21 protein-coding genes and 1 tRNA gene are annotated in these 20,822 nt (G+C 35.8%); 6 read left to right on the top strand and 16 right to left on the bottom strand.

All coding sequences use genetic code 11. The features are described 5' to 3' along the window. Positions 1-92: 92 nt before the first annotated feature. The 3 genes from ACLHG9_RS10505 to ACLHG9_RS10495 are packed head-to-tail and all read right to left on the bottom strand — an operon-like array spanning position 93 to position 2,758. Positions 93-1,106: a hypothetical protein gene (locus ACLHG9_RS10505; RefSeq protein WP_410221446.1), complete on the bottom strand. Its 1,014-nt coding sequence runs from the start codon at positions 1,104-1,106 to the stop codon at positions 93-95. A gap of 24 nt (positions 1,107-1,130) precedes the next feature. Continuing rightward, entirely contained in the window at positions 1,131-1,730 is a 600-nt protein-coding gene (locus ACLHG9_RS10500; protein ID WP_410221445.1) for a hypothetical protein, read from the bottom strand. Between the two features lie 2 nt (positions 1,731-1,732). Further along, entirely contained in the window at positions 1,733-2,758 is a 1,026-nt protein-coding gene (locus tag ACLHG9_RS10495; RefSeq protein ID WP_410221444.1) for a S41 family peptidase, read from the bottom strand. Between the two features lie 296 nt (positions 2,759-3,054). On the opposite strand from ACLHG9_RS10495, the gene ACLHG9_RS10490 reads away from it, so the two are divergent. Beyond that, on the top strand, positions 3,055-3,366 hold the full coding sequence (locus ACLHG9_RS10490) for a hypothetical protein (RefSeq protein ID WP_410221443.1): 312 nt from the start codon (positions 3,055-3,057) through the stop codon (positions 3,364-3,366). On the opposite strand, the gene ACLHG9_RS10485 is transcribed toward ACLHG9_RS10490, so the two are convergent. The 7 genes from ACLHG9_RS10485 to ACLHG9_RS10455 form a co-directional block, all read right to left on the bottom strand. After that, positions 3,363-3,974, bottom strand: coding sequence for a hypothetical protein (locus ACLHG9_RS10485; RefSeq protein ID WP_410221442.1), 612 nt, complete (start codon positions 3,972-3,974; stop codon positions 3,363-3,365). The two genes, ACLHG9_RS10490 and ACLHG9_RS10485, sit on opposite strands and share 4 nt — an antisense overlap. Before the next feature lie 21 nt (positions 3,975-3,995). Continuing rightward, entirely contained in the window at positions 3,996-5,900 is a 1,905-nt protein-coding gene (locus ACLHG9_RS10480; RefSeq protein WP_410221441.1) for a beta-N-acetylhexosaminidase, read from the bottom strand. Between the two features lie 94 nt (positions 5,901-5,994). Beyond that, positions 5,995-6,957 (bottom strand): thioredoxin-disulfide reductase, encoded by a 963-nt coding sequence (gene trxB, locus ACLHG9_RS10475; RefSeq protein WP_410221440.1) that lies wholly within the window; start codon positions 6,955-6,957, stop codon positions 5,995-5,997. Positions 6,958-7,056: 99 nt separating this feature from the next. Then, positions 7,057-8,223, bottom strand: a complete 1,167-nt coding sequence (locus ACLHG9_RS10470) for a dipeptidase (RefSeq protein WP_410221439.1) — start codon at positions 8,221-8,223, stop codon at positions 7,057-7,059. 1 nt (position 8,224) lies between these two features. Continuing rightward, positions 8,225-8,848, bottom strand: coding sequence for a toxin-antitoxin system YwqK family antitoxin (locus ACLHG9_RS10465; protein WP_410221438.1), 624 nt, complete (start codon positions 8,846-8,848; stop codon positions 8,225-8,227). A gap of 30 nt (positions 8,849-8,878) precedes the next feature. Beyond that, positions 8,879-9,835: a hypothetical protein gene (locus tag ACLHG9_RS10460; protein WP_410221437.1), complete on the bottom strand. Its 957-nt coding sequence runs from the start codon at positions 9,833-9,835 to the stop codon at positions 8,879-8,881. An 18-nt stretch (positions 9,836-9,853) separates the two neighbouring features. After that, positions 9,854-11,482, bottom strand: coding sequence for an acyl-CoA carboxylase subunit beta (locus ACLHG9_RS10455; protein ID WP_410221436.1), 1,629 nt, complete (start codon positions 11,480-11,482; stop codon positions 9,854-9,856). A gap of 86 nt (positions 11,483-11,568) precedes the next feature. Between ACLHG9_RS10455 and ACLHG9_RS10450 the strand changes: the two genes are divergently transcribed. Next, positions 11,569-12,282, top strand: a complete 714-nt coding sequence (locus ACLHG9_RS10450) for a hypothetical protein (RefSeq protein WP_410221435.1) — start codon at positions 11,569-11,571, stop codon at positions 12,280-12,282. On the opposite strand, the gene ACLHG9_RS10445 is transcribed toward ACLHG9_RS10450, so the two are convergent. After that, the gene (locus tag ACLHG9_RS10445; RefSeq protein ID WP_410221434.1) at positions 12,283-12,867 is read right to left on the bottom strand and encodes a TIGR00730 family Rossman fold protein; all 585 of its coding nucleotides are present in this window, start codon (positions 12,865-12,867) and stop codon (positions 12,283-12,285) included. Positions 12,868-12,924: 57 nt separating this feature from the next. After that, positions 12,925-13,491 (bottom strand): GNAT family N-acetyltransferase, encoded by a 567-nt coding sequence (locus ACLHG9_RS10440; protein WP_410221433.1) that lies wholly within the window; start codon positions 13,489-13,491, stop codon positions 12,925-12,927. 90 nt (positions 13,492-13,581) lie between these two features. Here ACLHG9_RS10440 and ACLHG9_RS10435 point away from each other — a divergent pair, with 90 nt between their 5' ends. Further along, the gene (locus ACLHG9_RS10435; protein WP_410221432.1) at positions 13,582-13,977 is read left to right on the top strand and encodes a DoxX family protein; all 396 of its coding nucleotides are present in this window, start codon (positions 13,582-13,584) and stop codon (positions 13,975-13,977) included. A gap of 10 nt (positions 13,978-13,987) precedes the next feature. Here ACLHG9_RS10435 and ACLHG9_RS10430 read toward each other — a convergent pair whose 3' ends face one another. Next, positions 13,988-14,398, bottom strand: a complete 411-nt coding sequence (locus ACLHG9_RS10430) for a DUF1801 domain-containing protein (RefSeq protein ID WP_410221431.1) — start codon at positions 14,396-14,398, stop codon at positions 13,988-13,990. Positions 14,399-14,614: 216 nt separating this feature from the next. On the opposite strand from ACLHG9_RS10430, the gene ACLHG9_RS10425 reads away from it, so the two are divergent. The 3 genes from ACLHG9_RS10425 (at position 14,615) to mgtA (ending at position 19,526) form a co-directional block, all read left to right on the top strand. Continuing rightward, positions 14,615-15,640, top strand: coding sequence for an NAD(P)-dependent alcohol dehydrogenase (locus ACLHG9_RS10425; protein WP_410221430.1), 1,026 nt, complete (start codon positions 14,615-14,617; stop codon positions 15,638-15,640). Positions 15,641-15,667: 27 nt separating this feature from the next. Then, positions 15,668-16,873: an NAD(P)/FAD-dependent oxidoreductase gene (locus tag ACLHG9_RS10420; RefSeq protein WP_410221429.1), complete on the top strand. Its 1,206-nt coding sequence runs from the start codon at positions 15,668-15,670 to the stop codon at positions 16,871-16,873. A gap of 112 nt (positions 16,874-16,985) precedes the next feature. After that, positions 16,986-19,526 carry a magnesium-translocating P-type ATPase gene (gene mgtA, locus ACLHG9_RS10415; RefSeq protein ID WP_410221428.1) on the top strand — a complete coding sequence of 847 codons (2,541 nt, stop codon included), beginning with the start codon at positions 16,986-16,988 and terminating at the stop codon, positions 19,524-19,526. Between the two features lie 25 nt (positions 19,527-19,551). Here the strand turns inward: mgtA and ACLHG9_RS10410 are convergent, their stop codons facing one another. The 3 genes from ACLHG9_RS10410 to ACLHG9_RS10400 all read right to left on the bottom strand — a co-directional run bounded on the left by ACLHG9_RS10410 (position 19,552) and on the right by ACLHG9_RS10400 (position 20,812). After that, positions 19,552-20,241: a VIT family protein gene (locus ACLHG9_RS10410; RefSeq protein ID WP_410221427.1), complete on the bottom strand. Its 690-nt coding sequence runs from the start codon at positions 20,239-20,241 to the stop codon at positions 19,552-19,554. 13 nt (positions 20,242-20,254) lie between these two features. Continuing rightward, the gene (locus tag ACLHG9_RS10405) at positions 20,255-20,548 is read right to left on the bottom strand and encodes a hypothetical protein (RefSeq protein WP_410221426.1); all 294 of its coding nucleotides are present in this window, start codon (positions 20,546-20,548) and stop codon (positions 20,255-20,257) included. 191 nt (positions 20,549-20,739) lie between these two features. Next, a tRNA-Lys gene (locus ACLHG9_RS10400) sits at positions 20,740-20,812 on the bottom strand. Positions 20,813-20,822: the final 10 nt, after the last annotated feature.

Raw genomic sequence — 20,822 nt, 5'->3', positions numbered from 1 at the left:
TTTGCACTAACCAAAGATATCACTATTTCGTGTTACCGCCCGAGTGAGTATCTTTTTTAAATCTCTGTATCAGTGATGCAGAGAGATTAGTTTTATTTCACAAAAACAGCATTTGCCATTCCATAATTAGCCAAGATACGTGCTGTACCATTTTTCCATAAAACAGCTTTTTCTCCGTCTCTTCCTGCCACATAAACATCATTACCTACAGCATATACTGAACTGGCAATAGAGCCTGCATTCTTATTACTAAACGCAATCAAATTTCCATTTTTCCATAATTTAGCATTATACTGGTCATCATTTCCATATTCATTACCCGTTACATATACATCATTGCCTGATACACATACCGAATTAGCATAAACATCGGTACTGCCATCTGTAAGATTGGTTACATTCCCATTTTTCCAAAGCTTGGCTATAGCATTTACTCCTGTACGCTCATAACCTGCTACATACACATTGCCAGCTGTCACGTATACAGAAATAGCCTCTGTTCCAAATGGAAGCGTAGTTGCATTTCCATTTTTCCATAATCTGGCTACGTATTTATTCCCTATATATTCATAGCCTGCCACATATACATCTGCTCCATCTACATAAACAGCATAAGCCTGAGCCTGATTACTTCCATCGCTAAGATTAATCACATTTCCATTTTTCCATAGCTTAGCTATATATTTTCTACCATTAAATTCATAACCGGCAACATATACATTGCCATCTGCAACAAATACAGAAGATGCTTCTGCATAGTTATTTACATCGCTAAGATTAGTAGCATTTCCATTTTTCCATAATTTAGCTACAAGTTTATTACCGACATATTCAGATCCAGCCACATATACATCATTACCGGCTACATACACAGCGCTTGCAGCAGCTTCATTACGACCATCTGTAAGATTAGTTGCCTTTTCATCTTTCCATATTTTAAGCGGTTCTTTTAAACCATCATACTCACTTCCTACCACATATACACTCGTTTTAACAGGTTCAGGGCCATCATTATCTCGTTTAGAGCAGGAAAGTACATTCAACATAGTTATACCCAACATTATCAAAGTAATCGAGTATTTCGCTTTTCTAATTTTTGTCTTCATTTATATATTTGTTTGTGTTTCAGTTCATTTTCCTGCAAGGATATATTTTTCTGCTTCTTCAGCAATTGCTGCTCTATGCAGAATAACTACACCTGGGTTCTGAACGAATGATAATTCTAACCAGGCATAATATTTTTTCTCATTTTTTTCAATAGCAAATGCTAAATATTGATGTGAAGCTTCTTTCCATTTACCTCTCCAGAAATCATTACCCGACATCGTTATAACCTTTTCTGCCAATAAAAGATTTGATGCGTTATACCAATTATGATTAACATAAATAGTTTTTCCAATCGTATCTCCTTCATTTAACAAAGGCGTTTCTTCATTGTCATTTACCGGAGAATAGGTAAAAAATGCTCCCGTAAAAAAATAGCTCCTGCAATCGGTTTGTTCCGCAGGTCTTCCGATGAGGTCAGTAGTGATAAAAAAATCTCTTATACCATCACCATCTATATCACAGCCATAGCTTTTATTAAAAGCTACCTGTACATTGCCCAGATTTTTATACTTTATTTTACTGGTATATGTTGGCGATAAAGGAGCTTTTTTTTCAAGATCAGATTTACGGCACGCAGGGGATAGCACTACTATTAGAACCGCCAATAAAAAGTATCTGTTCATCATTATTGATTTTTAATATTTTCAAATGCTTTTAAATAAAATGCTTTTTCCTGTCCGGGCATTTTTTCTGCAACAGTTTTTAATGCCATTTGATGTGCTGTTACCAGAGCTTTTGCAGCAGGAACAAGCACATCGGGTTGTACACCAACCCCTTCCCAATTGGTATGGGTAATTGGGTTAATGGCTCTTCCATTTGGAATAAAAACAAAGAAACCATTGCCCAGATCTTCAACCTCTCCGTCATTTGCGGCGCCTCCTGTTACTTCGCCAATTAAAGTGGCCCTGTTTTGTGTTTTAAGATCGTATGACATTTCTTCTCCGGCAGAGAATGTACTTTCAGAGGTTAAAATGAATACAGGTTTATCCAGGTATTTGGTTCCTTTTACGGGAACTGTCCAGAATTCATCTGTTTTATTACCTTTGCGGGAGTACAAGCTATTAATATGAACCGGATCATTACCAAAAAAATAACTTACAAGATATTGCACAGTTTCAGGTTCACCTCCCTGATTGTTCCTTAGATCGATAATTAAAGCATCTGTATTAGCCAGAAATGCCATGGCACCTGCACATGTTTCTCTAACCTTATCTATTTGACCAAATACATTAATTTTAAGATAACCAATATTGCCATCCAATACGTCTATCTTTGGAAAACCAAGATTAGTTCTCTTCAGCAATTGCTTAAAAATAGCTTCCTCTTCTTCTTTTCCGGTTAAATTCAGGTTCTCTTTTGCATTGTACCATAAGTTGAGGTGCTTATCGTGCATCAGTTCTCTTAACTGATTGGTGAGTAATTTTGCCAACTCTACCTTATTGTCAACCTTGGTATAAACACCTTGTTTTTCAAATTTTTTAATGCTTTGTCCGGCCTGTTTGGCTACATCAGGAAAAACATAGTTATCATTGAGTTTTTGAATTAAACTATTGATGGCTTGCTCCTTTTCTTTCTTTGTAAGTTTTACATTTTGAGCAAAAGAACAAGAGGTAATCAGCAGGATAATAATGGTTAAAATGCTAGGCTTCATATATAGTTTATCGAGTTTATAAAAAGTCTTATTGTTTAGGGTCGATCTCCCCTTTCTTAAATCAATAGATCAGAAAGGAACTTATTTATATTTTCTGCAAATATAATGATTGATATATCAATATTTGATATATCAATTAAATGTTTAACAATTTTTAACTTGAGTACATTTGAAAAAAAAGAATTGGTCTCTATACAGAAGCATAAATCGTTTATATCGCTCTAAAACGATATCTTTATAGCGTCATCATAACATGACAATAGCTTTTGCTTATTACCTTTGAAATTTATCTTCAAATGATATACGGAAACAAAAAAATAACCAAAGCGGTTGACAAGGCTCAACAAACCGCTCAGATTGTGGCCCAGGTTAAGCAGCTTTTAGAAAAGAAGATCATTAAAATTGAAGGAAATGTGGTTTATCTCTATCCCCAAATATTAAAAACAAAAGAGAGCGCTTTAAACTGGATGAAATGTGTTTATACCTATTGTGTTTTGAAAAAACACATCAGGGATAAAGAAACTTTGCTATTTGAAAATATCGAGAATAAAGAACCTATAGGAAAAATGGCATTAACTCCTAAACTTTTAATAGAAATTAATCCTTAATTTTTCTGTTCGATTTTATTTTCTTTCATTGAAAAGGTATTTGAATTAAGTGTATATCTATAGGTTTTGGTTATGTTCTGTTCTTTCCCATCTTCTTTCTCAAGAACACTTACAGTTCTGTACAAATCGCCTTCTTTAATAAAAAACTTATCATTGCCATTATAGCCCTTTATAGAACTTGTGCCCGGAAAGCTGATTTTGTTAAAAGAATTACCGGCAAATTCATATACATATAAATCTGCTTCATTCTTTTTAACAGAAACCTGAAGATAGATTTCAGGGTTTCCATCATTATCCATATCCATATTCCAGGCATCAGTTAAAACACCTTCACGTTCAGCAGAAATAGCTTTAAAATTCTTTTTAACTGAATCAGACATCAGAATGGAGTAGGCACCTACACTATCTACACTTTTTCCCCAGCTCAGTACCTCGAAGTGATAACCCGGCTTAAGTTCAAGGTCTTTATAAAATTTAAAAAGGTCTTTTTGTGTCTTTTCAGATATTACCTGTTTCTGTTGATCGTCGATCTGTATTTTATTTTTACAAGCAGCCAATATGATTAGGATCAAACAGATCGAAAAAATTTCTTTCGTTAAATTTTTCATTTTAAAATCTTTTAAATCTTATTATTGATTATTTAGCTGTTCTGTATTTGTTAATAACGTTTCAGTTACTACACTTCTTTTACCTGAAGGTGTAATAACAATGGTTTTAAGTGTTTTTTTCTGTCCCTTTGGTATAATAACCTGAATAGGCTGTGTATATTCAGCCGCATTCTCTGCCGGACGATACCCGTCTAATGTATAATATATTTTAGCTCCTTTTACTGGGCTTTTCAATGAGATGCTTACATTATTAGCATTAACTGTATCTGGCAAGCCTATTGGAACAGGCACCCAGTAATTGGTTGTTGTTTGATCTACCTTACTTAAATGCAAAGGCAGGCGTTCTTCTTCAAAGTTTTTGAAATCTTTCTTTTCTATAGGAGACCATGCTATTTCTGACAATGAAAAAAGTCTTGGCAAGAGCATATATTCTGCCTTAGCCGGTGTTTCTATATATTCGGTCCATAAATTGGCCTGTACACCTTTAATGTATTTTTTCTGATCTGCTGAAAGTTCAGCGGGTACCGGATCATAGGCATATACTTTAGTATAAGTTGAAGTACCCTTTCCTTTTCTGCCAATAGTTAAGGGTTCATCAGGTGAAAGAGATTGCTTATGATCAAAATACAAACCCTGACTTGAAGGGGTCATGATTACATCATGGTTTTGTTTTGCAGCTTCTATCCCTCCTTTTTCACCCCTCCAAGACATTACCGTAGCATTTGGGGCTAAACCACCTTCTAAAATTTCGTCCCAACCAATAATAGACCTTCCTTTGGCATTCAGATATTTCTCTATGCGGGTAATGAAATAGCTCTGCAGATCGTGTTCATCTTTCAATCCCAGATCTTTAATCATTTGCTGGCAGAATGTAGATTCTTTCCAGTATTTTTTAGGCGCCTCATCCCCACCTATGTGGATATATTTTGAAGGGAAAATGGCCAATACCTCATCCAGCACATTTTGTAAAAAAGTAAAGGTATTTTCTGCAGGCACAAAAATATCATCGAATACACCCCAGGTTTGTTGTACCTGTTTACCTTTTGTTGGACCAGACCACGGTGCATTAGGTGCTATGTAAGTATCTCTATCTGGAAAACAGCTTAATTCAGGGTAAGCGGCTATGGCCGCAGAACTATGTCCGGGTAATTCTATTTCAGGAACTACCGTAATGTATTTAGATGCCGCATAAGCTACTATTTCTTTAGCTTCTTCTTGTGTATAATAACCTTTATACACTTGATTATCTGTTCCTCCGGTGCCCGGATAATCGCCTACAATAGTACCATTCCTGCTTGAACCAATCTCAGTAAGTTTAGGGTACTTCTTGATCTCAATTCGCCAACCCTGATCTTCAGTTAAATGCCAGTGAAAAGTATTTAACTTATAGGTAGCCATTAAGTCTATATACTTTTTGATAAATGACAAGGGAAAAAAATGACGGCCTACATCTAAATGTAATCCTCTGTATTTAAAACGCGGATAGTCATTGATCTGTGCGGATTGTATTTCTACAGATCCTTTGACAACATCAGGTATCATTTGCATAAATGACTGTAAAGCATAAAACAGTCCTGCCCCTTTTCCTATTAATTTGATATGGTTTGGGGTAACAGCAATCTGATAACCTTCTTCGGGTAATTTATCTGAGCCAGCAGTGGTGAGATGAATAGTTTTTTGATGGGAAAGAGCTGTTTTAGCTTCTTTTACATGAATGCCTTTTGATTTTAAAAATTCTTTGAGTGCAGCAGTGATTTTTGCATGTTGAGGTTCTGCCACCAATACAACCGAGTGATCTAATTTAAAGGAACCATTGTTCTTTACAACAGATACCGGAGCTGGTATGATGCCCATATTGACATCATTTTGTGAAAAAGATGTTAATGAGGCAAAACAGCAAGCAAGTGCAATAAATGCTTTTTTCATAAATTTTAGTTTGGTTGGTTTGTAAGGTTAATATATAACATATAATTATATAAAAAAGGCTGTAATCCTAAAATTCATACAGCCTTTAAAAAAATTATGCGTTTACGGTATCGTGTTTCGCCGCTAAGTATCTTTCGGCATCTAAAGCGGCCATACATCCTGATCCGGCAGCAGTAATGGCCTGGCGATACTGATTATCCTGTACATCTCCACAGGCAAAAACACCTTCTATATTGGTTTTTGAAGTACCTGAGACTGTTTTTAAATAACCTGTTTCATCCATATCTAACCAACCTTTAAAAATATCAGTATTAGGTTTATGACCTATTGCTACAAAGAAACCATCTACATCTAAAGTACTCTCTTGCTGGGTTGTATTATTAAGTACTTTAACACCATTTACGGTTTTTCCATCGCCTAAAATTTCTACAGTTTCTGTATTATATAAGACTTCAATATTAGGTGTATTTAATACGCGGTGAACCATTGCTTTTGAGGCGCGGAATTCATCTCTGCGTACCAGCATATAAACTTTTTTACATAGTTTAGCCAGATAAGTTGCTTCTTCGGCAGCGGTATCGCCTGCACCTACAATAGCCACATTTTTTTCTTTAAAGAAAAATCCATCGCAAACTGCACAGGCAGAAACTCCAAAACCGTTATACTGTTGTTCACTTGGTAAGCCTAACCATTTAGCTTTTGCACCTGTAGCAATAATTACTGTATCGGCAGTGATAGTTTTAATATCATCAATCACAACTTTATGCGGTAGGCTAGAAAAATCTACCGAGCTTACATAACCAAAACGTATCTGAGTTCCAAAACGTTCTGCTTGTTTTCTAAAGTCTTCCATCATTTCAGGTCCTAATATACCATTGGGATAACCTGGAAAATTATCTACGTCTGTAGTTTGTGTAAGCTGTCCGCCCATTTCCATACCTGTATATAAGACAGGTTTTAAATCAGCTCTTGCTGCATAAATAGCAGCTGTATATCCTGCCGGACCTGAGCCTATAATTAAACAATTTACGTGTTCTATCTCTTGTTCTGTGTTCATTTTATGTATGTTATAACTGCAAATTTAAGCTTTATGTTGTAATGGACAAGCACGTACATGTAAACATTGAAATTTTACTTTAAGTTGCCTTTTGTCTACCTATTTGCCTTTATTTATTTTTAAAATCCTAATAAAATTTCCACCCAGTATCTTTTCGATCTCTTCTTTTTTATAACCTCTTTTATAAAGCTCTTCGGTTACTTTAGGGTAATCAGCAACACTATTTAATCCTCTTGGAAAAGATTCCGCTCCATCGAAATCTGCACCTAAGCCCACGTGGTCCACACCTATCAGTTTCACAATATAATCTATATGATCTACCAGTAATGCTACACTAGGTTTTAAAAGCTCTGTTTCAGACTGATACTTAGCACTTAAGCTATCTTTAGCCACACCTTTTCCATATTTGGCAGAAAGTGTTTTTAACTCTTCACCATGTTTATTAAAAAAGGCTTTATAATTACGGTCATAATCAGGGTCTAAAAATCCACTGTAAAAATTAACTGAAATTACTCCCCCGTTTTTTCCTACAGCCCTAATCTGATCATCTTTTATATTTCTTGGAACTGGATTAATGGCATATACACTGCTATGCGATACTAAAATAGGTTTAGTACTTACTGCAATGGCATCATAAAATGTTTTTTCGCCCACGTGCGACAAATCAACCAGTACACCTAAATCATTTAGTTTTTTAACCACCTGTTTACCAAAATCATTTAGACCTGCATTTTCAGGTTTTACTTTACCTGAACTTTCTTCGGCAGCAGAACTTGCCCAGCTTGTACTGTTATTCCAGGTAAGAGTTAAATAAATCATACCTCTTTTAGCCAATTCTTCTAATTTTTGCAGGCTATTTTCAATCATATGGCCTCCTTCCACTCCTATCATGGCGGCAAGTTTATCTTGCTTAACCGCTTTTTGGAGTTCTTCTGCATTTTTTACCAGGGCTATTTTATTAGGATATCTTTTTATAAGGTTATATAGCGTATCTATTTCCTGATTGGCAATGGCAAAACCACCTGTTTCATCGCACCAGATAGAAAATACCTGCACATCTAAACCTCCCTGTTTAGCTCTCACAAGATCAAACTGACCTGTAGTCTGGAGTTTTCCTAAATCTTCGCCTGTTTTAATCTGTTTATGCAGAATGTCGCCATGTGTATCAACAAGAATAGCAGATCTGTGAATCTGTGCTGAGTTTTTTTGTGCTTTAACTGCTCCCATGGTTAAAAGCAAACCTAAAGTTAAATGAAGTGGACGCATATTAATATTCTTCTCTTAATTGTTCTATTTGGGCTTTATTTAATTTGATTTTATTGGTAATTGAGTCCGCAGCATACGTAACTCTGAGTTTTTCTCTGATAAAAATCCAAGAGCCTTCCCGCTTCCCGTTTTTATAGGTACCTTTTACCAATACTCTGCTGTTTTTATCTAACTGTATGAAAGGTCCATCCAGTGCGCCATTTTTATAAAATAATTTACCCATTATTTTACCATCGGGATAAAAATTTAGCCATTGTCCTTCTTCCAAACCATTTACGAAACTTCCTCTTTGAAACAAAAAACGCTCTCTGTCTTTTAATTTAAAATCTGTTTGATTGGCCTCATTAAAAGTCTCTAAATCGATATAATAATTAAATTCTCCGTGTGGAATCTCAAAACTACCTCCCAAATAAGAGCCTGTGGCAATTAAATTATCATACATGTCATACTTTTTCATGATCCATATTTCTGAATCTTTTAAAGGGCCAAACACTGCGTATGAATTTGCAAGATCAGGATTTGTAACAATAGTGGCTCCTCTAAAATAGACAGGTTTTACCTGTGCAAAGACACAAAAAGTATTAGTAATCAATGTAAATAATAAACCAACAGTTTGTATTTTCATATTATGCACAGCTAACGGATTGGTAAAGGTCTAATACACTAAATTATATCTGATTGGGCTAACCACAGGCTTTTTATCTTTGCCATTTGTAGCAGGATACCATATGCTATTGGATATAAATTCTTTAATCTTATCATTCAATGTAAAATCACTGGAACCATAAATATTAACATTAGAAACTGCTCCTTTTTCATTTACAATAAATGAAACCTTAATAATTTCATTTTGAATTTCATTTACATTAGAACTTGCCATCATTTTTCTTAGGTCGGCAACAAAATTACCTTGTGGATGTGCAGGTCTGTAATATTTAAACATTGTTTTTTGAGCATTTTGAATGCTATCTGCCTTTTCTTTGTTTATTGTTTTTTTGACTAATTTTCCATCAGCATATATAAACGTGTTCAATCCATCAAATTCTTTCCAGATCCCATTCTTTTCATTATTTTGATAATTTCCTTCAGCTAATACTCCTCCATTTGAATGGAATGACTGATATTTCCCTTCAAGTGAATCATCTTTAAAATTTTCAATCTGTTTTACTGTACCATCTTTATAGTAAGTAACCCATCTGCCATTTTGCTTTCCATTTAAAAACAAGCCCTTTTTTTCAAGAAAATGGCTAACAGGATGGCGATAAGATGTATCTACATAATTGGTGTTTTTAATTTTTTCTAAACTCCAATCACCTTTCTTATTTTCTCTATGAATTGCATAATAGGAATATTCTCCATGAGCTACCGAAAGATTAGCATCAGCAAAACCTCCCTTAAGAATTAAAAAGCCATCCATAGAATATTGCTCAGCCCGGTAAACAGAATCTCCTTCTTTTTTTTCATGTACAATCAAATATGATTTAGCATTTACTGAATCTGTCATTTGGTCTTGTTTGTCTAAAAAAAGTTTAGCTTCTTTTTTTTCTTGTGCCAAACCCAAGAAATAGCAACAGAATAAGTTACTCAGCAAAAGAATGATTTTAAATTTCATAAAGTTGTTATAGTTTCATTAAGTCTGTATAACACCTACATTGTACGGCTTTTGAACTGGAGCTTTATTGGCAGCCTCTATGCCCATTGAAATTACTTTTCTAGTTTCTAAAGGATCTATGATACCATCAACCCATAAGCGCGATGCTGCATAATAAGGCGTAGTTTGTTTATTGTATTTCTCTGTAATCTCATTCAGTAGTTTATCTTCCTGTTCCCCTTTTAAAGTTTCTCCTTTGGCTTTTAAAGATGCTTCCTGTATCTGCAACAATACTTTTGCCGCTTGTGCTCCTCCCATAACGGCTATTTTTGCACTTGGCCAGGCATAAATCAACCTCGGATCATAAGCTTTGCCGCACATGGCATAATTACCTGCTCCATAAGAATTACCTACTACAATAGTAAATTTAGGTACCACAGAATTGGCCATGGCATTTACCATTTTGGCTCCATCTTTTATAATACCACCCTGTTCTGAACGACTACCCACCATAAAACCGGTTACATCCTGTAGAAAAACCAATGGTATCTTCTTCTGATTACAGTTCATGATAAACCTGCTGGCTTTATCTGCGCTATCAGAATAAATTACACCACCAAACTGCATCTCACCTTTTTTGGATTTTACCACTTTACGTTGATTTGCCACAATACCTACCGCCCATCCATCGATACGTGCTAATCCGCAAATAATGCTCTGTCCGTAAAGTGCTTTATATTCTTCAAATTCAGAATTATCTACCAAACGGTAAATAATTTCTTTCATATCATAAGGTTTCTCCCTGTTTTCTGGTAAAATACCGTAAATCTCTTTTTCATCTAGTTTAGGCATTGCAGGTTTTATACGGTCAAATCCTGCCTGTTGGGAACTGCCTATCATGCTCATGATTTTTTTAATGCTGTCTAAGCAAGTTTGATCATTAGGCTGTTTATAATCTGTAACGCCCGATATTTCGCAATGCGTAGTCGCTCCGCCCAGCGTTTCATTATCTACATCTTCGCCAATAGCCGATTTAACCAGATAAGATCCAGCTAAAAATACAGATCCGGTACCCTCCACTATCATAGCTTCGTCGCTCATAATCGGTAAGTATGCACCACCTGCCACACAAGCGCCCATAATTGCAGAGATCTGCACAATGCCCATAGAAGACATTACCGCATTATTTCTGAAAATACGACCAAAATGTTCTTTATCTGGGAAAATCTCATCCTGCATGGGTAAATACACCCCAGCACTATCTACAAGATAGATAATAGGCAATCTGTTTTCTATAGCTATTTCCTGAGCTCTGAGGTTTTTTTTAGCAGTCATCGGGAACCATGCTCCTGCTTTTACTGTAGCATCATTAGCTACAATGATGCATTGCTTTCCTGATACATAGCCTATTACACAAACTACACCTGCACTTGGGCAGCCTCCCTCGTTTTCATACATCTCGTAAGCAGCAAGAGCGCCGATTTCCAGTACTTCAGAATCTTCATCAAGAAGGTACGAAATACGTTCTCGGGCCAACATTTTACCTTTTTCTTTTTGTTTAACCGCACTCTTTGCACCTCCGCCCTGATAAACTTTATCTAACTTGGTTTTTAATTCATAAACTAACTGTTTGTTGATATCTTCGTTTTTATTAAACTCTAAATTCATATACACATACTTATCTGTTAAACAGATCGTTTTTATTTGGTTCTGTATTTGTTAGGCTAAAATAGCATTTTAATATAGTATTTAGCATGAGGCTACTTGTATTTTTAACATTACTTTTATTTCCGTTGTTTGTTATTTCGCAGGATTTCAGGTTTCCAAAGCTTCCTGAATATGCATCGGGTTATGAAAAGATTGCTCCTAAAAACTGGAATGTCATTGATACGGTTTATGGCGATCTGAACAAAGATAATAACGCTGATATGGCAGTTATTTTAGAATATGATTCTTTTATAAGCGAAAACCGCGCATATGGTTATAATGATGTAGAATTAATTACTGAATATCAAAAACCGCGGATATTAGCTGTCTACCTTCGCGACAAATTTAGTCAAAAACTCCATCTTGCAGTACAGAACAACAGTTTCGTTTTAAGAGCTAAAGAGGGCGGTATCATGGGTGATCCTTTTAGACGGATGGAAATTGATGATAACACCCTGATTTTGGCTTTTGAAGGTGGTAATGAATGGCGATGGAAATTAAATTATACGTTTAAATACCAAAACAAAGATCTTATCCTAACTTATGCTAACAGTACTTATTACAATGTTATTTCTGGTGAAATGACAGATCATATTTATGATTTTCTGGATCGGAAATTAACACTGGTAAACGGCAATATCTTTTCAAGAAATATCAAGAACAAAGTAGATGAAGAAACGTTAATTTTTGGACAACCACGTAAATTGAGTGAGTTTAAAAAACCTTGGACATGGGAAATCCTGAACAATAATTTCCTTTGATCAGGTAAGATTGCGGTCTCTGAACCATACTTCATCTGGCGTGGCCGAAAAATTTTGCATTTTAGAGATCAGTACAGCTGCTTCTGTTTCATTAAATACCAGGTCTTTATTGGCTTGTTTTAGAAAACGCTGCTGAACCATAACCTCCATCTGCATAAACAGAGGATCATAAAATCCGTTTACATTTAGAACACCAATAGGTTTGGCATGTAGCCCCAGCTGTAACCAGGTAAGTATTTCAAAAAATTCTTCCATTGTACCAAAACCACCTGGCAGAATAATAAAGGCATCAGAAAGATCGGCCATTTTCTGTTTACGTTCGTGCATATTATTGGTAATGATCATTTGGGTAATACCCTTGTGTCCTACTTCCTTATCCATTAAGAATTTAGGGATAACACCTTTTACTGTACCTCCTAAACGTAACACCCCGTCTGCTATCAAACCCATTATGCCAACACTTCCTCCGCCATAAACCAGTTCTATACCTTGATTAACCAAAGTATGTGCAAGTTGGTCAATTGCTTTCTTTATGTTTTCATCGCCATTAAAATTAGCGCCGCAATACACACAAACAGATTTCATATACCCTTATTAATTTTTCAGCTACAAAACTATAAACTTTAAGCTTAATCAATTATTTTAAATCTCAGTTGTTGTGATTTGCAAATGCTCCATGCTTTTTCCTGTCAACTTCTTTTCACCTCTAATTTTAAAACCCAATTTTAGATAGAGTTTTTTAGCCTGAGGATTATTTTTATCTACCAGTAAACCTAAGGTTTGTTGTTGATCTTTAACATAGCGGTTAATTAAGAACTGTAACAATTCAGTTCCTATTCCTCTTCCTTGTTGATCTGAATTTACACCTATACAATCAATATAAAATTCTCCTTTCTGAGTTTCATCTTCGGGCACGAATTTACGGTTAAACATTAATTGTATGTGCTGGATTACCGGTTCTCTTAACGCTGTAAGTTTAGTACCTTCATATATTATAGCTGCTCCAATAATCTTATTGTTTTCTTGTGCTACCCAACAATTTTCATAAGAATACTGATTACCTTTTTGTTTGACCATCTCAATTAAAAACTGTTTTGCTTTATCTTGATTATTCTCTCCTATAAATTGATAGATAACTTCTTCCATTGCCAGTAGAACACAATTTACAATGGCTTCCGCATCGGTTATTTTTGCAGGTCTTATATGCATATAATTTTTAAACGTTATTTAAATTTACAAACATTCATCCTATCTTTATTAAAGAAAGTCACCAGTATAGCCAACAAAAATTACTTGATCATGTTTTCAAGAGCTAACACTACTATTTGGTTACGTATAGCGGTATCTATTGTATTTTTTATGCACAGTGTACCGGGTATGTTTAACGGAGGCATAACCGAATTTGGTAAAAATTATCTTGATACTATAGGGTTTGCACCTATAGGCCTGTTTATGGCATGGGCTATAAAATTAACCCACGTATTTGGTATCTTTTCGTTGTTATTGAACAAATGGCTATGGGTTTCTATACCTTTAAATATCATTATCCTTATTGCAGGTATAGGCATGGTGCATTTACAAAATGGTTGGTATGTAGTAGGTGGTGGCAGTAATGGCATAGAATTTAATGTACTGCTGATTGCCGTATTGGTGCAGATTTTATGGAATACACCTAAAGCAAAACCCTTGCAATAAATACAACAAACTATTTTTCAATCAAGCTCAACCATTCCTGAATAGCTTTACGCAATTGTAACTCTTTTTCTTTGATATCTGCAAGATCTTTAAAATAAATCATTCGCCTGCCATCTGTATAATTGCCTTCTAAAATTTCTCTATGTTTTTGTATTACAGCCCCGGTTGGCAATACACACATGAGCTTATCTTTGCGTAGATTCATAACCATGATATCACGTTTATATTCTTTTGGATCAAAATCTTTCATCTCTCCCCTGTAATAAAATGCAGGCGAATTCCATTTAATATGTTCTGCTATATTTTGATCAAGGGAAAGCATCACGTTACGTAAATACATTACTGCCGACTGCAAATCTTTTGGTAATTGAGCTATATGTGCCGTTACCTGTTCAGCGTCTGTTAGTTTTACTTTAGCCATTATTATTTATCTTGCTTTTATTTAATTATTTATTACCGGCTTAAATTACAAACAAAGAGTAAAATAGTCAATTTAAGTTATTGCTTCTACCCTAACCTACATCATAACAAATTTATTTAAAGGAAAAACAGACAATTTATTTACTAAAAACAAAACTTCATTCATTCTTACTTTGTTTGTTCTGTAATACATTAAGTATATACTAAATAATAAACTATGAAAGCAGTACGTTTTTTCGGACACAAAGATGTTCGCGTAGTAGATGATGTGGAAAAACCTGAACCCAAAGGTGATGAAGTATTGTTAAAAATTGGTGGTGCAGGAGTTTGCCACTCTGATTTACATGTTATAGATGAAGGCATTATGCCCATTACAGGATTTACTCTCGGGCATGAAAATGCGGGCTGGATTGAAGCCTTAGGCCCTGATGTAAAAGGTTATAAAAAAGGAGATGCGGTTTTAGTATACGGCCCTTGGGGATGTGGGCATTGCAAGCCTTGCCAGCATTCAAAAGAAAACTATTGTGATCACCAGTCTGAAATGCCCTTTGGGGGTGGCTTAGGTTTAAACGGAGGAATGGCCGATTATATGCTGGTTCCATCTTCACGCTTACTGGTTCCCATTCATGATCTCGATCCAGTTATAGCGGCTCCTTTAACAGATGCGGCCTTAACACCTTATTCAGCTATAAAGCGCTCCTTACATAAACTGATGCCTGATGAGTATGTAGTAGTGATAGGTGTTGGTGGCTTAGGACATGTGGCTATACAAATCTTAAGAGCCATGAGCAGTTCAACCATTATTGCTTGCGATATTACAGCTGAAAAACTGGCTTTTGCTAAAGAATTAGGCGCTACCCATACCGTAAATTCTACCGATGAAGATGCAGCCGAGCAAATTCAAAAAATAACGGGGATTAAAAAAGCCAAAGTAGTACTTGATTTTGTTGGAGCAAAATCAACCATTACATTGGGTACTCAAGTAGTTAGTCTTGATGGCGATCTTACGCTTATAGGATTAGGAGGTGGTGTGTATGAATATACTATGATGGGTTTACCTTTTGGTGTAAGTATGACCAATCCGTATTGGGGATCCAGAACAGAACTCATGGAAGTAGTGGGTCTTGCAAGACAGAAAAAAATCCATATTGAAATAGAAAGATACCATCTTGATCAGGCCAATGAAGTTTATGACAGGCTCAGACAGGGAAAAATAAAAGGAAGAGCTGTACTAATTCCCTAACCTTTACCCAGCAATAGCAAAATTGTAATGGATCTGAAATCAAATGAACCTTTCTGGCTGGTTAAAAACGGTTTACTAAATACTTATCCGTCTTTAAAAGAGAATGCCCGTTGTGATGTACTGATTGTGGGCGGTGGCATTACAGGTAGCCTGATTGCTCACCAATGTGTTACCGATGGTTACGATACCATCCTTATTGATAAACGCGAGATTGCCAATGGCAGTTCATCGGCCACAACTTCAATGCTACAGTATGAAATTGATATGCCCTTATATCTGCTAACTAAAATGATTGGTGAAAAAGGCGCTGTAGCAAGTTATAAAGCTTGTTCTGAAGCTATAGACCAGTTACAAGCAATTGCTAACAGCATTAAATCAGGTGCAGGGTTCAACAAAAAGAAATCACTATATTTTTCAGCCAAACAAAAAGACACAAAAGGACTTGAACAAGAATTACAAACCCGTAAAAATGCAGGTTTTAATGTAAAATGGCTTGACGCTCATGAAATTATAAAAACTTACGCCATTGAAAATACCTATGGCGGTATCCTTTCTGAACAAGGAGCCAGTATAGATGCATTCAAATTTGTGCATGAAATCTTAATATACAACCAAAAAAAGGGTTTGAGAGTGTTTGATAAAACTGAACTCACAGGTACAAAATCTGGCAAAAGAAGCAACGAAGCTATTTTAAATACAGGCGCAATAATCAGGTATAAAAAAATCATCTACTGTGTAGGTTATGAAAGTGCTACAATGATCAAAGGAAAATTTGTTGATTTGATCAGCACTTATGCCATTGTTTCTGAAGTAGAGCCCAAAGCCAGCAAAAAATACAATGATCTTTTAATCTGGAATACAGACAAGCCGTACATTTACATGCGCACTACGGATGATGCTCGCCTGCTCATAGGCGGTGAAGACGAACATTTTGCTACTCCTCAAAAACGAGACGCATTACTTGATCAAAAAGAAAAACAGCTCACTCGGTCTTTTGAAAAATATTTACCTCACATCCAATTTGTTCCAGATTTTGCCTGGACGGGTACTTTTGGTCAAACCAAAGATGGTCTTCCTTATATAGGCGAGCACAAAGATTTTAAGAACGCTTATTTCGTATTAGGTTTTGGCGGTAATGGCATTACATTTTCGGTTATTGGCATGCAAATGGTTTCAAACTGGCTAAAAGATAAATCTCATTTACTTACACCCTATTTTTCTTTTGGACGTTAACTATTTTACCTCCTTTAAAATCTAAATACATTAGTAAAATCATGTGAAATAAACTCCTATAAAAATCGTAAATTCAACTATATGCCTTTATAGAAAACTAAAAAATCCAAATATGGTGCAATACAATAATAGTGCTCCGCAATACTGGACCAAAGCCCCGCAAGAAATGATCAGTTTGCTCAAATCTGACATGAATGGTTTATCTGAGAATGAAGCTGAACAACGACAAAAACAATACGGACCAAATAGCTTAAAGGGGAAAAGTGCTTCCAGCCCTTATCTTTTGTTTTTAGGGCAGTTTAAAAATCCCATTACACTCATTCTTATCGCGGCTGCAATATTATCTTTTATTCTACAAGATAAAACCGATGCTATTATTATACTGATTATTGTTTTGATCAGCAGTGGTCTAGGGTTTTGGCAGGAATACGGCGCTTCTAATGCCGTAGCTAAACTCTTGCAATTGGTACAAATAACGGTACAGGTTTTACGTGAGGGATCTCTTAAAAATATTTCTACAGAAAATATTGTTCCAGGCGATGTAATTATACTTTCTGCAGGAGATATTATTCCAGCCGATAGTATCATCCTTTCTTCTCAGGATCTTTTTGTAGATGAAGCTGCTTTTACTGGTGAGAGTTATCCCGTAGAGAAACAGGCAGGCAGTTTGCCAGAAAACACGGCCGTTGCAAAACGCACTAATATGTTGTTTATGGGGTCGCATGTAATCAGCGGCAAAGGAAAAGCACTGGTGGTATCTGTAGGAATGCATACAGAATTTGGAAAAATATCAGATCGTTTGCGCTTAAGAGCTCCTGAAACAGAATTTGAAAGAGGTATTAAAAAGTTTGGCTTTATGCTCATGCAAATCACACTGATACTCATCATCCTTATTTTTGCGATGAACGTATTGCTGCATAAACCTATATTAGATGCTTTCCTTTTTTCTTTGGCACTTGCTGTAGGGCTTACCCCACAGTTATTACCAGTGATCATTACCGTTAACTTATCAGCCGGGGCTAAGAAAATGGCGGCACAACAAGTTATTGTAAAAAGACTGGCAGCCATAGAAAACTTCGGAAGTATGAATATTTTATGTTCAGATAAAACAGGAACTATTACTCAGGGACAAGTAAAACTATATAAAGCTACCGATATTGATGGTAAAGACAGTGCGCAGGTTATCCGCTATGCCTGGCTCAATGCATCCTTACAGCAAGGTTTTAAAAATCCTATTGATCAGGCAGTTATACAAACTTATCAGAATACTGAAAAGAGCATACCACAGATTTTAGACGAAGTACCGTATGATTTCATAAGAAAACGTTTGAGCATTATGCTTTCAATTGATGGTAAAGCCATAGCCATTACCAAAGGTGCATTTAAGCAGGTTATGGAGGTTTGTACATTTATACAAAAAGACGAAAAAACTATTCTTCCCCTTTCAGATGTATACCGTACAGAGCTGGAAAATCAATATGAGAATTTTAGCCGAGAAGGATATCGCACCTTAGGTATTTGCTGGAAAAATTCAGAAAGTCATACCTTTTCAAAGAATGATGAAAAGGATATGGTATTTCTTGGTTTTGTAACCTTTTTTGACCCGCCAAAAGAAAGCGCCATCAAAACCATAAACAATCTGAATGGTTTAGGTGTAAAACTAAAAATCATCACCGGCGATAATGCGCTGATAGCTGAAACTCTGGCCAAACAGGTAGGCATGCAAGATGCTGTGGTAATCAGAGGCAGTGAACTGCAATCGATGAGCAATGAAGCACTTATGGCGAAAGCGGCACATGCCGATATTTTTGCAGAAGTAGAACCTAACCAAAAAGAGCAAATTATCCTGGCATTAAAAAAAGCAGGACATGTAGTTGGTTTTATGGGCGATGGTATTAATGATGCTGCTGCTCTCCATTCGGCAGATGTAGGCATTTCTGTTGATACAGCCGTAGATGTAGCTAAAGAAGCCGCAGATCTTGTACTAATGAACCAAGACTTAGAAGTACTTATCAATGGTATTAAAGAAGGACGTAAAACATTTGCCAATACCATGAAATATGTATTTATGGCTACCAGTGCTAACTTTGGCAACATGTTCAGTATGGCTGGGGCTTCATTAATCCTGCCTTTCTTACCTTTGCTCCCTAAACAAATTCTTTTAACTAATCTTTTAACAGATATTCCGGAAACTACAATAGCTACAGATAATGTAGATAAAGCATACATTATCAAACCTCATCGAATGGATATTAATTTTATTAAAAGATTTATGCTGGTATTTGGTTTATTAAGCTCAATATTTGATTATTGCACATTTGGTGTGCTTTTGTTAGTACTAAAAACAAATGAACAGCAATTCCAAACAGGGTGGTTTCTCGAATCTGTTATTTCCGCATCCCTAATTGTATTAGTTGTAAGAACACAAAATCGTTTTTTTAAAAGCTTGCCGAGTACTCCGCTATGGGTCGCTAACTTAGTAGTAATTATAGTGGTTGTTATTTTACCTTTTACTTCTATAGGTAAGTTATTTGGATTTGTGGAGTTACCGGTTCAGTTTTATGGCTATATGACATTAATTGTAGCAGGATATATTATTACTGCAGATTATATCAAGAGATGGTTCTACAAAAAATTAGCTCCTGCTTATTAAACAAATGTGCATAGCTTTAGTTTAATCAGGCTAATTTTGTCCCGAAAAAGTGACCTATCAGTGCAGTGGTAGCCATAGCTATAGTACCCCAAAAAGCAATTCGAAGGGTACTTTTTGTAACAGGTGCTCCCCCCGTCTTAGCAGCAAGTGCACCTAATATCATAAGAAATAAAATAGAAAAAACGTACTGACCATAAACCATATAACGTATTGGGAAAAAGACAGCTACCAATAAAGGCAGGGCTGCACCAGCAACAAAAGAAGCGAAAGATGCCAGCGCTGCTTCCAACGGTTTTGCTGCCGATATCTCTGTCATTCCTAATTCGTCTCTTAAATGAGTTCCTAAGGCATCTTTAGCCATCAGTTCAACAGCAACTGTATGGGCAAGATCTTCTGATAAGCCTCTTTCTTTATAAATATTAATAATTTCCTGAAGCTCTTGTTCTGGTATTTCAAGCAGCTCACGTTTTTCTCTTTCAATATCTGCTTTTTCGGCATCTAACTGAGAACTTACAGAAATATATTCTCCGGCAGCCATAGACATTGCACCAGCAATAAGGCCTGATAAGGCCGCTAATACCACTGTATTTCTCATATCGGTAGCTGCCGCAATACCAATTACTAAACTTGTGGTAGATAATATGCCGTCATTGGCGCCTAAAACTCCAGCTCTAAGCCATCCTACCCTGTTAATATAATGTTTTTCAATAGCCATATGATGATTTAATTTATCTTTTCTGCTCTCTTAGCTTTTCCAGTTCAAGCCTTTCGGCAGTGTTCTTATTAAACCATTCAATAGCAATTAGGAAAAGGCCAAAAAGTAACATCCCTGTTCCAATAATTTTTAGGAAGCGTTCAAAAGCTGTTGTTACAAGAGCCTTGTTATAGCTGTCATATTCCTGTAAGCCTCCAGATCCGCGACGGTTAAACCTGTTTCGTGCTACAATATAGCGAAAAATCAACCCTAATATAACTAGAATAATTCCATACCATTGTACGGTAGTAATCATTAATAAAACCATAGCATAAAAATTTAAGTTAAATTACCTGATGACCTATATCTAATATAAAGAAAATCGGTATCATTAACAATTTACACAGGTTCTTTAATGAAAATTTCAACTCGTTATTTGATGCAGATAAATAGAGTACCTCAATTTTCTAAAATTGAAATTTTAAAAAAAGAAAAGCCCCAACTTTTGTTGAGGCTTTGTGATCCCGCTGGGATTCGAACCCAGGACCACTACATTAAAAGTGTAATGCTCTACCAGCTGAGCTACGGAATCTTGTCTTGTT

Origin of the sequence: Pedobacter sp. (genome assembly GCF_046462515.1) — a bacterium.
Lineage (GTDB): Bacteria > Bacteroidota > Bacteroidia > Sphingobacteriales > Sphingobacteriaceae > Pedobacter.
The sequence above is the reverse complement of the archived record's forward strand: the minus strand, read 5'-3'. Positions and strand labels throughout refer to the sequence as shown.

Bases quoted from the DNA above. Each gene is read 5' to 3' on its own strand.
- ACLHG9_RS10505 (WP_410221446.1), bottom strand. From the start codon at position 1,106: ATGAAGACAAAAATTAGAAAAGCGAAATACTCGATTACTTTGATAATG.
- ACLHG9_RS10500 (WP_410221445.1), bottom strand. From the start codon at position 1,730: ATGAACAGATACTTTTTATTGGCGGTTCTAATAGTAGTGCTATCCCCT.
- ACLHG9_RS10495 (WP_410221444.1), bottom strand. From the start codon at position 2,758: ATGAAGCCTAGCATTTTAACCATTATTATCCTGCTGATTACCTCTTGT.
- ACLHG9_RS10490 (WP_410221443.1), top strand. From the start codon at position 3,055: ATGATATACGGAAACAAAAAAATAACCAAAGCGGTTGACAAGGCTCAA.
- ACLHG9_RS10485 (WP_410221442.1), bottom strand. From the start codon at position 3,974: ATGAAAAATTTAACGAAAGAAATTTTTTCGATCTGTTTGATCCTAATC.
- ACLHG9_RS10480 (WP_410221441.1), bottom strand. From the start codon at position 5,900: ATGAAAAAAGCATTTATTGCACTTGCTTGCTGTTTTGCCTCATTAACA.
- trxB (WP_410221440.1), bottom strand. From the start codon at position 6,957: ATGAACACAGAACAAGAGATAGAACACGTAAATTGTTTAATTATAGGC.
- ACLHG9_RS10470 (WP_410221439.1), bottom strand. From the start codon at position 8,223: ATGCGTCCACTTCATTTAACTTTAGGTTTGCTTTTAACCATGGGAGCA.
- ACLHG9_RS10465 (WP_410221438.1), bottom strand. From the start codon at position 8,848: ATGAAAATACAAACTGTTGGTTTATTATTTACATTGATTACTAATACT.
- ACLHG9_RS10460 (WP_410221437.1), bottom strand. From the start codon at position 9,835: ATGAAATTTAAAATCATTCTTTTGCTGAGTAACTTATTCTGTTGCTAT.
- ACLHG9_RS10455 (WP_410221436.1), bottom strand. From the start codon at position 11,482: ATGAATTTAGAGTTTAATAAAAACGAAGATATCAACAAACAGTTAGTT.
- ACLHG9_RS10450 (WP_410221435.1), top strand. From the start codon at position 11,569: ATGAGGCTACTTGTATTTTTAACATTACTTTTATTTCCGTTGTTTGTT.
- ACLHG9_RS10445 (WP_410221434.1), bottom strand. From the start codon at position 12,867: ATGAAATCTGTTTGTGTGTATTGCGGCGCTAATTTTAATGGCGATGAA.
- ACLHG9_RS10440 (WP_410221433.1), bottom strand. From the start codon at position 13,491: ATGCATATAAGACCTGCAAAAATAACCGATGCGGAAGCCATTGTAAAT.
- ACLHG9_RS10435 (WP_410221432.1), top strand. From the start codon at position 13,582: ATGTTTTCAAGAGCTAACACTACTATTTGGTTACGTATAGCGGTATCT.
- ACLHG9_RS10430 (WP_410221431.1), bottom strand. From the start codon at position 14,398: ATGGCTAAAGTAAAACTAACAGACGCTGAACAGGTAACGGCACATATA.
- ACLHG9_RS10425 (WP_410221430.1), top strand. From the start codon at position 14,615: ATGAAAGCAGTACGTTTTTTCGGACACAAAGATGTTCGCGTAGTAGAT.
- ACLHG9_RS10420 (WP_410221429.1), top strand. From the start codon at position 15,668: ATGGATCTGAAATCAAATGAACCTTTCTGGCTGGTTAAAAACGGTTTA.
- mgtA (WP_410221428.1), top strand. From the start codon at position 16,986: ATGGTGCAATACAATAATAGTGCTCCGCAATACTGGACCAAAGCCCCG.
- ACLHG9_RS10410 (WP_410221427.1), bottom strand. From the start codon at position 20,241: ATGGCTATTGAAAAACATTATATTAACAGGGTAGGATGGCTTAGAGCT.
- ACLHG9_RS10405 (WP_410221426.1), bottom strand. From the start codon at position 20,548: ATGGTTTTATTAATGATTACTACCGTACAATGGTATGGAATTATTCTA.